Genomic DNA, 12474 nt, shown 5'->3' with positions numbered 1-12474 from the left:
TACCCGTCTGCTCGCATCATTCACGTCGCTCTTCGTCACACCCGTCTCACCCTCGACCCTTCCGGCCCGGGGGGTGGGGTCGTCCAGTCGAGCCCCGCGCGGCCCCTCCTTCGTTGCGACTTCGTGATGCACCTGTGAGCGGATCGCCCGGCGTGTCGGTTTCGCTGGCTTGTCCACAGGCCCGGGCACTTCGCCGGCTTGTCCCCAAATCGGCTCCGCCCCGCTGACCCGCCTCGATCCGGCGCGTTGGCTCGCAGACATGAGCCCTCTTCTCGCCGCCCTCCTCCTGATCGGCCTCCTCCACGGAGCCCCGGTCGCGCCTCCCTCGACCCTCGCCAGCGCACCCCTTGCCGGAGCGGCTCTCGCACCCGACGGCTGGGTCTACCCCGTCGGCCCACCCGGCGGGCCGGTGGACGTCGTCAACGGGTTCGATCCACCCGAGCAACTCTGGTCAGCCGGCCACCGCGGCGTCGACCTGGCCGCGACCGCGGGCACGGAGGTCCGCGCCGCCGGCACCGGCACCGTCACCTACGCGGCGCTGCTCGCCGGCCGCGGAGTCGTCGTCATCGACCACGGATCACTGCGCACGACCTACGAGCCGGTCGCTCCATCCGTCTCCGTCGGCGACGAGGTCGGCGCCGGCCGGCCCATCGGCACACTGGAGTCCACCGGGAGCCACTGCGCGCCGGCGACCTGTCTCCACTGGGGCGCGCGCGAGGGCGAGCGCTACACCGACCCACTCGCACTCGTCGGCGATGGACCGGTGCGCCTGCTTCCATTGGGCCCACGGACCCTCACCGGCGCCCCACCCCCACCGCCGTCGAAGCCGCCCGCGTCAGGCGGTCTCGCATGGCCCGTCGCCACGCCGCGGATCACGTCGCCCTACGGCATGCGGGTCCATCCGATCACCGGTGAACACAAGCTGCACGACGGCACCGACCTCGCGGCTGCCTGCGGTGCGCCGATCCGAGCAGCCGCCGCCGGCCGCGTCACCGACGCCGGCGACCGCGGGGCGTACGGGCTCCAGCTCAGCATCGACCACGGCCGGATCCGCGGCGCCCCGCTCACCACGTCCTACAGCCACCTGTCGGCGTTCTCGGCGACGGCCGGCCGGTCGGTCCGGGCGGGCCAGGTGATCGGACGGGCCGGATCCACGGGCCTCTCGACCGGCTGCCACCTGCACTTCATGCTCTACGCCGCCGGCAGGGTCGCCGACCCGGTTCCATGGCTGCCCAGACCCTCGACCGCGACAAGTTATCTTGCGAAGGCAACCCGCGAAGGGTACCGTCGTTGACAGACCCCTACATCGCATCCAGCGCCCGCAAACACGGGGTCGCCGATGCCGACATGCTTCACGCCTACCGCTGTGTCATCAGCACCAGCGAGCAGGACGAGCAGATCGTCCTGCTGATCGGGCCCGATCGCTCGGCTCGACTGCTGGAACTGGCCATTCTCCGAACCACCAGTGGACCATTGATCATTCACGCGATGGCTGCCCGACCCAAGCATTTGCGGTGATGCCCATGCCCATGTCCCTCCAGGAAGCACTGGACCATGCCGACGAACTCGCGCGCCGTATCGAGGAGCGCGAGCCCGATCCGCGCAACTTCAAGGACGCCCGGCCGCTGGCTGCCATCTACCGAGCGGTCCAGGCACGCGCCAAGGCCGATCGCGACATCGTCGAGGCCGTGAGCGAGGCGCGGAGGTCCGGACAGCCGTGGTGGCTGATCGGGTCGTACTTGGGCACGTCTGGTGAGGCCGCCCGGCAGCGCTACAGCAAGCTCATCACCGTTTGAGGAGGTGTCGGCGGCGTTTCGGCGTCGTCACGTTGGGACGCATCGAGCGGAATCGGTTGTGCTGCAGATCACTACTGGGCACTCTGGAGTGATCCATTGATCTTCGCGGGGCATGTCCGTGTCCCCCGAACTGTCGCGTCCGGAGCTGACGTCCGCCATGTCCGTCCCTGTGCCCCCGACCCTGGCCCTCAACGAAGCCCTGGCGGAGAAGCGGCGCCATGGCCTGCCGGTCCTGCCGCTCGGATTCGGTGAGGCGGGACTGCCGGTGCACCCGGCGCTGCGCGAGGCGCTGGCCATCGGGAGCAGCCGGAACGCATACGGGCCGGTTGCGGGTACGGCCGAGCTGCGTGAGGCGGCGGCCGGCTACTGGGCGCGCCGCGGGCTGCCCAGCGACCCGGAACTCGTCGTCGCCGGACCGGGCAGCAAGCCGCTGCTGTACGGGCTCCTGCTCGCGCTCGGCGGCGACATCGTCGCGCCGTCGCCGGGCTGGGTGAGCTACCGGGCGCAGTCGCGACTGACCGGCCACCGGCCGATCCACGTGCCGACGGTGCCGGGCCAGGGCGGCGTGCCACGACCCGACCTCGTCGCCGACGCGGTCCTCGCGGCGCGGGCGGCCGGCCGAACCGTCCGCAGCGTCGTCGTCACGACGCCGGACAACCCGACCGGCGACGTCGCGTCGCGCAGCAGCGTCGAGCAGATCGCTCACGTGGCCCGCGAACTGGACCTCGCCATCGTCTCGAACGAGATCTACCGCGACCTCGTCCACGACCCCACCACGTTCGTGCACAGCCCGGCCGAGTTCGCGCCGGAACGGACGATCGTCACGACCAGCCTCTCCAAGAGCCTGGCTCTCTGCGGCTGGCGACTCGGCGTCATGCGGCTGCCGGACAGCCCACTCGGCCGCTCGCTGCTGACCGACGTGCTGGGCGTGGCCAGCGAGATGTGGTCCAGCCCGGCGGCACCGGTCCAGTACGCCGCCGCGTACGCGTTCGGCGAGCCGGAGGAGCTGACCGAGCGGATCGAGCGCAGCCGCCGCCTGCACGGCGCCGTGGTCAGGGCTCTTGCCGATCGCCTGCAGCGCGCCGGCGCCGCTCTCCCGACGCCGCGGGCCGGGTTCTACCTCTATCCGGACTTCGGCGGCTGGAGCGGCTACCTCGAACGCGAGCACGGCATCACCACCGGTCGTCAGCTGGCGGCGCACCTGCTGGACGTGTACGGCCTCGGCGGTCTGCCCGCGGCCGACTTCGAAGGCGGCCACGACGCCCTGCGGCTGCGCCTGGCGACGAGCCTCCTGTACGGCGACACCGACGTGCAGCGCTACGCCGCCCTCGCCGCCGACGATCCGACGCGGCTGCCGTGGATCCGGGCGCACCTCGACCGGCTCGACGAGATCTTCACCGACCTCGCCCGCCACGCCGATCCGGTCGAGGCCCGCCGCTTGGCCTGCTGACGCTGACGGATCGCCCCTTCAGCGCACGCGGCAACAGGCCGTTGGCTCCGGCCTGCGCCTCGTACGATCCGAGACGCTTCCGGCCGGCCGGTCGCTGCGGCCCTTCGCCGACCAGCCGGGGCCGGCCAGACGTCCGTTGCGACCACGAGCCGACGTGGAGCTCGGCGTCCTGCCCGCGAACGGACCTCCTCGTGCGGGGTCTGGCGCCGCGGCGAACACCCCGATACGCAGGCCCAGCGCCAGTCCGTGGCGGGCCCGCCCGGCACGCGCGTTGGCCCTATGCGCGCGGATGAGCTTGCTTGTACGCCTGACGCAGCCGGTCGACCGAGACGTGCGTGTAGATCTGTGTCGTGCCGAGTGAGGCGTGGCCGAGCAGCTCCTGGACGCTGCGCAGGTCAGCGCCGCCCTCCAGCAGGTGGGTCGCCGCGGTGTGGCGGAGGCCGTGAGGACCGAGGTCGGGCGCACCCGGCACCGCGCGCAGACGCCGGTGTACGACGGTGCGAGCGGCGCGCTGATCGAGCCGGCCGCCGCGGACGCCGACGAACAGGGCTGGACCAGCAGCCGGCGTCGCCAGCTTCGGCCGGCCGGCACGCAGCCAGACGTCCAGCGCCTCGGCAGCGGGAACGCCGTAGGGCACGGTCCGCTCCTTGCTGCCCTTGCCGAGCACACGAACCACCCGCCGCCCGTCGTCGAGGTCGTCGATGTCGAGGCCGACCAGCTCGCCGACCCGGATGCCGGTCGCGTAGAGCAGCTCCAGCAGCGCGTGGTCGCGCAGGTTCACCGGATCGCCGTCCGAAGCATCGTCGGCTGCCGCGTCCATCAGCGTCGAGGCCTCGCCGGCCCGCAGCACCTCGGGCAGCGCCCGGCGTGCCTTCGGGGTCGCGAGCACGGCGGCGACATCCTCGTTCAGCAGCCCGGTGCGGTGCGCCCACGCCGTGAACACCCGCGCCGCCGACGCACGCCTGGCCAGCGTGGCGCGCGAGCGGCCGAGGGTGCTCTGGCGCGCGAGCCAGCTGCGCAGCGTGGCGAGGTCGAGCTGCCCGACCTCGGTGCGTCCCAGCCTGGCCAGGTGATCCAACAGCGCGGCGACATCGCCGGTGTACGCGCGGATCGTGTGCTCGGACCGGTTCCGCTCCGCCGCCAGATGCCGGGCGAACTCCACGACCGCGCCGGCCAGCGCTTCGGGCAGCTCCTCGTCGGCGTCCATACCTCCAGGATCACCCGGCGACGGCGCCGACAGGAGCCGCCACGCTGACGACGCACGGGGCGGAGCCCGGTCTGCGTTCCTGCGGACACGATCGAGCGGTGTGCTCGGACCAGCGCATTCGGGGCGGCGATGCGGCGTCAGCCGAGCACACCCATGGCGTTCTCCGGCGAGCCCCTCACACGGATCAGCCGAACACCACCGCACCCGCGAGGCCGGCTCACGGAGGGCGGCGCCTCCGCCCGAGCCGTGACGTCAGTCGTCGAGGACGAAGGTGACTTCCATGGCCACCTGGTAGGCGACGATCTGGCCGTCGCTGACCTCGACCTTCTGGTCCTTGATCCAGGCGCCGGAGACGTTGCGCAGCGTCTGGCTGGCCCGGGCGATGCCCACGCGGACCGCGTCGTCGAAGCTCGTCTCGGAGCGAGCGCTGATGTTGGTGATGCGTGCGACAGAGCCCATGAGCGGTTCCCCTCTCCCTGTCGGCGCCACCGGTTGGAGTGGCGCCCCCTTGCGTCTATGCATACTCCTTCCGGCCTGGTCATGTGCGGGTTTCCAGTGGACTGATCGTCGATCCGAGCCGCCAGCCACCGTCTTCTCGGGTCACCCAGCCGGCTGCGGCCAACTCGCGCAGCACGGTCGCGACGCTCCGGTCGGGCAGGCCGGTGCGCAGTGCGAGGGCCGCGACGGTCTCGAGGGCGCCGGCGTGCATACACTCGCGGACCATCGTGTGAGCCGGCAGCAGGTCGTCGATGGGCCGCGAGTCGCGCTCGGGATCGGGCGGGGTGTGGTCGCCGAGTCGGCCGATCGCCTCGAGAACGTCGGCGACCCCGGTGACCAGCATGCCGGCACCGTCGCGGACGAGCTTGTGACAACCGGCGGAGAGCTCGGACGTGATCGGCCCGGGGACGACCAGCGTCTCGCGGCTGAGCTTCTGCGTCCATGACGCCGTGCTGAGCGCACCCGAGCGCGGCGCCGCCTCGACCACGACGGTGCCGGCGCTCAGCGCGGCGATGATGCGATTGCGAGCGAGGAACCAGGCACGCATCGGCCCGCTGCCCGGCGGCACCTCGCTGAGGATCAGGCCGTCGGCAGCGATGCGCTCGAGCAGTTGCGCGTGCATGCGCGGGTACGGCACGTCGACGCCGCACGCGAGGACCGCGATGGTCTGACCGCCGACGCCGAGGGCACCCCGATGAGCAGCGGCGTCGATGCCGTACGCGGCGCCGGAGACCACCGTCCGGCCGGCGAGAGCGAGATCGGTCGCCAGATCGGAGGCGACCCGCTCGCCATAGCGGGAGCAGGCGCGCGACCCGACCATCGCCACGGCCGACTCGGCCAACGCCGCGAGGTCGCCGTCGCCGGACAACCACAGGCCGAGCGGAGGCGGGACCTTGTCGGCGTAGTCGAGCGTGGCCGCCATGTCGTCGAGCGGGGCCGGCCAGCCCGGTTCGCCGGGACACAGGTACCGGATGCCGAGCGCCTCGGCCCGTTCCAGCACCTCCGCGCCGTCGATGTGCTCGGCGCGACGTCGCAGCACCCGGGAGCGGTCGAGGGTGTCGTCGCCGCCGAGAATCGTCCGCCAGGTCGCCTCGGCGCCGGTGTGGCGGACCAGCAGGGCGATCCGCTCGTCGCCGGGCTCGGTGACGGCGGACAGCGCGGCCCGGGCGGCGCGATCGGCCGACGACGCGGCGACCTGTATCGGTTCGGCGCTCATGCCGCCTCCCCCAGCCGGAGCCGGAGCGCCGTGTGCACGTCCGCTGCAGTAGGCCGGTCGCGGGCGGCGAGGTCAGCGACCGTCCAGGCGACCCGCAGCACGCGGTCGACCCCGCGCAGGGTCAGGCTGCCCTTGCGGACCTTCGCGAACGCCGGCGCGGTGACGTCGGCGGGGAGTTTCAACTCGCGCCGCAGGTACGGCCCGGGCAACTCGCCGTTGCATCGCCAGGGTGTGCCACGCAGCCGTCGTTGCTGCCGGGCGCGGGCCTCGGCGACGCGGTCGGCGACCACCTTGCTGGGCTCGGCGACGGTGTCGAGCTCGGCCATGGTGGGAGCGTCGACGCCGACCCGGATGTCGACGCGGTCGCGGACCGGCCCGGACAGCCGCTGACCGTACCGGCGCACGGTGTCGGGTTTGCAGGTGCACTCGCGCACCCTGCTGCCGAAATTGCCGCACGGGCACGGGTTCTGGGCCATCACCAGCAGAAACCGGGCCGGGAACACCGACGTCGCCTCGGAGCGGGCCAGGGTGAGCGTGCCGCTCTCGAGCGGTTGTCGCAACGAATCGAGCACCCGCGCCTGGAACTCCGGCACCTCGTCGAGGAAGAGGATGCCGCGGTGCGCCAGGCTGGCCGCGCCGGGGAGCGGCACCCGCGGCCCACCGCCGACGATCGCGACGAGCGATGACGTGTGGTGCGGGTCGACGAATGGCGGCCGGATGATCAGCGGCCGGCCCGGTGGCAGCACGCCGGCGATGGAGTGGATGGACGTGACCTCGAGCGACTGGTCGATCGGCAGGTCGGGCAGCAGCGATGGCAGCCGCTGCGCCAGCATGGTCTTGCCGGAACCCGGCGTGCCGGAGAGCAGCAGGTGATGATGCCCCGCAGCGGCGATCTCGACCGCCTCCTTGGCGGCCTTGTGGCCGGCCACGTCGGCGAGGTCGAGGGCCTCCTCGTCGCCGGCCGGCGCCAGCATGTCGGACGTCGCGTCGAGCTCGTCGCTCACCTCGTCGGGGATCTCGGTGTCGCGGAGATGCGCGAGCACCTGCCGCAGCGACTGAGCGCCGAAGACCCGCATCCCGGGGATCAGCCGTGCCTCGGCCGCGTTGGACTCGGGGACGACGGCACGGCTCAGGCCGGCGCGCTCGGCGGCCAGGACGGCGGGAAGCACACCGCGGACCGGCCGCAGCCGCCCGTCGAGCGCCAGCTCGCCGAGGAACAGCACGCCGTCGAGCGCGGCGAGCGGCACCTCATCGGCCGCCGACAGGATGGCGATGGCGACACCGAGGTCGAAGTGGCTGCCGCGCTTGGGCAGCGCCGCCGGCGACAGGCTGACGGTGATGCGCTGCAGCGGCCACGACTCGCGGGTGGACAGGATGGCGGCGCGGACCCGGTCGCGCGACTCGTACAACGACGCATCGGGCAGCCCCACCAGCGAGAACCCGGGCATGCCGCCGATGTGCACGTCGATGTCGATGACCGTGCCCCGTACGCCGACGATCGCCACGCTGCGGCAGCGGGCCAGGCGGGTCATTGGGCACCTCGCACGTGGACGATCTCTGGCCCGCCGTGCGGGCGCCGGTGGACGGCGATGACGTCGACTCGCAGTTCGGCGCCCGCACGGCCGGACCCGTCGCGCCAGCGGAGCGCGAGACGGTACAGCCGGGCCAGCTTCTGCGGTGTGACGGCGTCGAGGCCCGAGCCGAACCCCAGGCCGCTACGCGTCTTGACCTCGCACACGACGACCGTGGCGCCGTCGAGCGCGACGATGTCGATCTCGCCGATGTCGCAGCGCCAGTTGCGCTCGAGCACGACGAACCCGGCTTGCTGCAGATGCTCCACGGCGACCTGTTCGCCGTAGATGCCGATGGTGTCTTTGACTCGCACCGGCCTCACCTCCCGCCACGAGCTTCGCCGGATCGGGCGGCCGGTACGACCGCGAAATCGCGAAATGTGGACAACGGGAAGGACTGCTCTGGCCTGTGGACGACGGGGGCGACGAGGCAGCCGCCGACGCGCGACGGAAGCGCTGAGGGACGGGTCTGCGGGACGGATCGGCGGGACGGGTCTGCGGGACGGATCGACGGGACGGGTCTGGTGCTGGTTCGTGATTCGGTCTGACGGTGAATGGGACGTGAGCCGCACGACCGGGAACGGGCGGACGGGGTACATGACCGGGACCGGGCGCGGCGACGACGGTTCTGGGCATGCTCACGGCGGCGACGGTGACGGTCACGTGCCGGCGCGGCGGGGAGGAGGCACCGTCGCGGGTGTCGGGTGGACCGAGACACGGCGATTGCACGACTGAATCTGATGGCAGTGCGGGATACGGCAACGGCGCCGGAGCCGCACGAGCCGACGATCAGCGAACAGCGCCCAGAGGGCAGAAGAGCGGCCCCGACGCCGGAACTGCGGCCGACGTCGATGCCGCCCACATCGACGGCTGGCGAACCGTCCTCCCAGGAGCAGACGGCGGGCTGGAACCTGGGGCGCCCGGCGCCTGCAGCCTCGGTCCTGGAGCCTCCGGCCGGAAGCCTCCGGCCGGAAGCCAAGGGAATTCGGCTCTGAGCCCGGGTCGCCGGACGCCGGCGCAAACCCGAGGCCGCGGCACCAGCAGGTGCTCGGCCCCGGGCAGGTGACGCCGTCAGGACTTGGGGATCTCGAGGTCGCTCTTCGCGAGCTCCTCGACGTTGACGTCCTTGAAGGTGACGACCTTGACGTTCTTGACGAAGCGGGCCGGGCGGTACATGTCCCACACCCAGGCGTCGCTCATGGTGACTTCGAAGTAGACGTCGCCGCCTTCGCCGCGCACCTGGAAATCGACGTTGTTGGTGAGGTAGAACCGCCGTTCGGTCTCCACGACGTACGAGAACAGGCCGACCACGTCGCGGTACTCGCGGTAGAGCGAGAGCTCCATCTCGGTCTCGTACTTCTCGAGATCCTCAGCACTCATAGGTCGGGTTCCCCTTTCCAGCCTTCGTCTCCAAGGGATACCACGCGCGCGACGTTGGCGTAGGACCGACGGTGAACCGGACTTGGCCCATGCGCGGTCAGCGCCTGCTGATGCTCGTCGGTCACATACCCCTTGTGCCCGTCGAAGCCGTAGGCGGGCCACTGTTCGTGCAGCTCACACATGATGCGGTCGCGGGTGACCTTGGCGATGACGGACGCGGCCGCGATGCACGCGGCCACCTGGTCGCCCTTCCACATGGCGAGCCCGGGCACGCCGAGGCCGGTGACGGGGAAACCGTCGGTCAGCACGTACGACGGTGCGGGGTCGAGGCGGGCCAGCGCGCGGCGCATGGCGATGATGTTGCTGCGGTGCAGCCCGACGCGGTCGACCTCGTCGGGCGGGACGATGATGACGGACCAGGCAACGGCGCGGGCGACGACCTGGTCGTAGGCGCGTTCGCGGGCGGCCGGCGTCAGCAGCTTGGAGTCGGCCAGCCCGGGGATCTCCCCTCGCTTGCCGGGCGCGAGGAGCGCGGCCCCGACGACCAGCGGCCCCGCGCACGCACCCCGCCCGGCCTCGTCGGCGCCGGCGACCGGCGCGAACCCGGACCGGGCCAGCGTCCGCTCGTAGGCATAGAGTCCGGCGTCACGCCGGACCAGGATGCGTCGTCGGGCGAGGGTGGGCATGAGCGTCAAGGCGCGGGGACGTTGTCGAACGCGCCGTTGCTGCCGACGCCGCCCCACCGCGACAGCGGCCAGGCGATGGCGAACGCCCGCCCCACGACGAGGTCCTCGGAGAACGTCCCGTGGATGCGGGAGTCGCCGGAGTTGGAGCGGTGGTCGCCCATGACGAACAACTCGCCGTCGGGGACGGTGCGCTCGAACTCGTTCAGCGACGGCGAGTCGCCCGGGTAGAGGTACGAGGTCTCGTCGATGGACGTGCCGTTGACGGTGAGGTGCCCGGAGTCGTCGCAGCAGGCGACGGTGTCGCCGCCGACGCCGATGACCCGCTTGATCAGGTGCTCCTCGGAGTCGTCGGGCAGCACGCCGACGAACTCGAAGACGTCCTTGATGGCGCCGCCGACACCGGAGCCGCCGGACGGTGCTTGGTCGCCGAGCCAGCGGTCGGGATCTTCGAACACGACGACGTCGCCGCGGTGGATCTCGCCGAACTGCAGGCTGATCTTCGACACGAGCACGCGGTCGCCGACGAGCAAGGTGTCTTCCATCGACCCGGACGGGATGAGGAAGGCCTGAACGAGGAAGATCCGCACGACGGTCGCGATGATCAGGGAGAGCGCCACTACGATGGCGGTCTCCTTGAAGAAGGCGGCCAACCCGTTCCGAGTGCCGCGGCCGGCTGTCTCGGTGCCGTCGCCACCGCGACGCGGGCTCCCGTCGCCTTCCCGAGGCAGGTTCTCCTCGGTCACGGCATCTCCCTGGGGTGTCCGGGGCGAGCCCGGCGAAGAGTCGAACGCTTCCGGTGGCACGTGAGCAACAATACGTGCCCCTGGCACGCTACCCGGTGGCGGTGCCGTGCCGTGCCACCGGGTTCCCCTCGGGGGAGCGTCAGGCCGTCTCGCGCTTCTCGCGGATCTTGGCGGCCTTGCCGCGCAGGTTGCGCAGGTAGTAGAGCTTCGCGCGGCGGACGTCGCCGCGGGTGACCAGCTCGATCTTCTCGATGACCGGCGTGTGCACCGGGAAGGTGCGCTCGACGCCGACGCCGAAGCTCACCTTGCGGACGGTGAACGTCTCGCGGATGCCGGAGCCCTGGCGGCGGATGACGACGCCCTGGAAGATCTGGATACGGGAGCGGTTGCCCTCGACCACGCGGACGTGGACCTTGAGGTTGTCGCCGGCGCGGAAGGCCGGGATGTCGTCGCGCAGCTGCGCGGAGTCGACGGAGTCGAGCAGGTGCATGATCGTGTTCGCTCTCTCGCGGGCGCCACAGGTCGCCGACGGATTCAGGTGCTGTCAGGGTCGACGTGCCCGGACCTTCGCGTGAGCGCTCCCCCTGTGGCAGGGGCGTCGCGAGCCGGGCACCAGCGGATTAGTCTGCCACAGACGGCGGCGGAACCGGAAACCCGGCCTGGTCCAGGATCTCGCGGTCGCGCGCGTCCAGCACCGAGGGATCCAGCCGGGCGACGAGGTCCGGACGGCGCTCGGCGGTGCGCCGCAGCGCCTGGTCGCGCCGCCACCGGGCGACGTTGCCGTGGTGGCCGGAGAGCAGCACCTCGGGGACGTCCAACCCGCGCCACGTCGGCGGCTTGGTGTAGACGGGGTACTCGAGCAGGCCGTCGGCGCCGTGCGACTCCTCGACCAGCGACTCCGGGTTCCCGACGACGCCGGGCAGCAGCCGGGCGACCGCCTCGACGACGACGAGCGCGGCGACCTCGCCGCCATTGAGCACGTAGTCGCCCAGGGAGAGCTCGGTGACGGGCATCCGGCTCGCGGCGTCCTCGACCAGGCGTGCGTCGATGCCCTCGTACCGACCGCAGGCGAACACCAGCCACGGCTCGGCGGCCAGTTCGTGCGCGACGTCCTGGGTGAACGGCCGGCCCGACGGCGTCGGCACCAGCAGGCGCGGCACGCGACCGGCCGAGCCGGAGCCGATGACGTCGTCGAGCGCCGCGCCCCACACGTCAGGCTTCATCACCATGCCGGCGCCGCCGCCGTACGGGGTGTCGTCGACGGTGCGGTGCCGGTCGGTGGCCCAGTCGCGCAGGTCGTGGACGCGCAGGTCCAGGACGCCGGCCTCTCGCGCCTTGCCCACCAGCGACAGGTCCAGCGGCGTGAGGTAGTCGGGGAAGATCGTGACGACGTCGATCCTCATGCGGGCAATCAGTCCTCGAACAGTCCGGGTGGCGGGTCGACGACCAGCCGGGACGCGGCGACGTCGACCTCCGGCACGATCGCGGCGACGAACGGTACCAGCGCCTCGCCGCCGCCGGTGCGCGTGACGGCGAGGATGTCCTGGCTGGGTGCGTGGATGATCTCGCGCACGAGTCCCAGCTCTTCGCCGTCGACCCCGACGACCTTCAGCCCCACCAGCTGGTGGTCGAAGAACTCGTCGGGGTCGCCAGTGGTCTCGTCGTCGGCGATCTCGGCCAGCAGCAGCGTGCCGCGCAGGCCCTCGGCGACCGTGCGGTCGGCGACGCCGTCGAACGCCACCAGCAGCCGCCCGCTGTGCCAGCGGGACCCGAGGATCTTCAGCGGGCCCCGCCGGACGGGGTCGGTGGCGAGAACGGCGCCGTCGGCGAACCGCTCGTCGGGTGTGTCGGTACGGACGTCGACGGAGACCTCACCGCGGACGCCGTGCGCGCGCCCGATGCGCCCGACGGTGACGATCACCGTGGA

General features: G+C 72.0%; 15 protein-coding genes. 4 read left to right on the top strand and 11 right to left on the bottom strand.

Going from position 1 to position 12474, the window contains the following annotated elements; genetic code table 11:
- The first annotated feature begins 259 nt into the window (after window positions 1-259).
- From DZA62_RS07450 to DZA62_RS07440, 4 genes are all read left to right on the top strand, one after another.
- Window positions 260-1294: a peptidoglycan DD-metalloendopeptidase family protein gene (locus DZA62_RS07450; protein ID WP_116948247.1), complete on the top strand. Its 1035-nt coding sequence runs from the start codon at window positions 260-262 to the stop codon at window positions 1292-1294.
- Window positions 1291-1518, top strand: a complete 228-nt coding sequence (locus DZA62_RS35560; protein WP_157987533.1) for a hypothetical protein — start codon at window positions 1291-1293, stop codon at window positions 1516-1518. The genes DZA62_RS07450 and DZA62_RS35560 overlap by 4 nt, the downstream gene beginning before the upstream one ends.
- A 5-nt stretch (window positions 1519-1523) precedes the next feature.
- A complete protein-coding gene (locus DZA62_RS07445; RefSeq protein WP_116948594.1) occupies window positions 1524-1796 on the top strand; it encodes a hypothetical protein in 273 nt (90 codons plus the stop codon).
- 157 nt (window positions 1797-1953) lie between these two features.
- Window positions 1954-3246: a pyridoxal phosphate-dependent aminotransferase gene (locus DZA62_RS07440; RefSeq protein ID WP_116948593.1), complete on the top strand. Its 1293-nt coding sequence runs from the start codon at window positions 1954-1956 to the stop codon at window positions 3244-3246.
- 277 nt (window positions 3247-3523) lie between these two features.
- On the opposite strand, the gene DZA62_RS07435 is transcribed toward DZA62_RS07440, so the two are convergent.
- The 11 genes from DZA62_RS07435 to rimM form a co-directional block, all read right to left on the bottom strand.
- On the bottom strand, window positions 3524-4453 hold the full coding sequence (locus DZA62_RS07435; RefSeq protein ID WP_116948246.1) for a tyrosine recombinase XerC: 930 nt from the start codon (window positions 4451-4453) through the stop codon (window positions 3524-3526).
- 252 nt (window positions 4454-4705) lie between these two features.
- Entirely contained in the window at window positions 4706-4912 is a 207-nt protein-coding gene (locus DZA62_RS07430) for a dodecin family protein (RefSeq protein ID WP_116948245.1), read from the bottom strand.
- Between the two features lie 79 nt (window positions 4913-4991).
- Window positions 4992-6167, bottom strand: a complete 1176-nt coding sequence (dprA, locus tag DZA62_RS07425) for a DNA-processing protein DprA (protein ID WP_116948244.1) — start codon at window positions 6165-6167, stop codon at window positions 4992-4994.
- Window positions 6164-7699 carry a YifB family Mg chelatase-like AAA ATPase gene (locus DZA62_RS07420; RefSeq protein ID WP_116948243.1) on the bottom strand — a complete coding sequence of 512 codons (1536 nt, stop codon included), beginning with the start codon at window positions 7697-7699 and terminating at the stop codon, window positions 6164-6166. The genes dprA and DZA62_RS07420 overlap by 4 nt, the downstream gene beginning before the upstream one ends.
- Window positions 7696-8052: a YraN family protein gene (locus tag DZA62_RS07415; protein ID WP_116948242.1), complete on the bottom strand. Its 357-nt coding sequence runs from the start codon at window positions 8050-8052 to the stop codon at window positions 7696-7698. Before DZA62_RS07415 ends, DZA62_RS07420 begins: the two co-directional genes overlap by 4 nt.
- Window positions 8053-8809: 757 nt before the next feature.
- Window positions 8810-9118, bottom strand: coding sequence for a DUF2469 domain-containing protein (locus DZA62_RS07410; RefSeq protein ID WP_069113938.1), 309 nt, complete (start codon window positions 9116-9118; stop codon window positions 8810-8812).
- On the bottom strand, window positions 9115-9804 hold the full coding sequence (locus tag DZA62_RS07405) for a ribonuclease HII (RefSeq protein WP_116948241.1): 690 nt from the start codon (window positions 9802-9804) through the stop codon (window positions 9115-9117). Before DZA62_RS07405 ends, DZA62_RS07410 begins: the two co-directional genes overlap by 4 nt.
- Before the next feature lie 5 nt (window positions 9805-9809).
- Complete coding sequence (gene lepB / locus DZA62_RS07400) at window positions 9810-10547, bottom strand: signal peptidase I (RefSeq protein WP_157987532.1); 738 nt, start codon at window positions 10545-10547, stop codon at window positions 9810-9812.
- Between the two features lie 139 nt (window positions 10548-10686).
- Window positions 10687-11040, bottom strand: coding sequence for a 50S ribosomal protein L19 (gene rplS / locus DZA62_RS07395; RefSeq protein ID WP_116948239.1), 354 nt, complete (start codon window positions 11038-11040; stop codon window positions 10687-10689).
- Window positions 11041-11167: 127 nt separating this feature from the next.
- Entirely contained in the window at window positions 11168-11950 is a 783-nt protein-coding gene (gene trmD / locus DZA62_RS07390; protein ID WP_116948238.1) for a tRNA (guanosine(37)-N1)-methyltransferase TrmD, read from the bottom strand.
- Between the two features lie 8 nt (window positions 11951-11958).
- Window positions 11959-12468, bottom strand: coding sequence for a ribosome maturation factor RimM (rimM, locus tag DZA62_RS07385; protein WP_116948237.1), 510 nt, complete (start codon window positions 12466-12468; stop codon window positions 11959-11961).
- Between the last annotated feature and the right edge of the window lie 6 nt (window positions 12469-12474).

Origin of the sequence: Jiangella endophytica, assembly GCF_003427025.1 — a bacterium.
GTDB classification, from domain to species: Bacteria; Actinomycetota; Actinomycetes; order Jiangellales; family Jiangellaceae; genus Jiangella; species Jiangella endophytica.
Note: the sequence above shows the minus strand (reverse complement) of the source record. Positions and strands in the feature narration are given on the sequence as shown.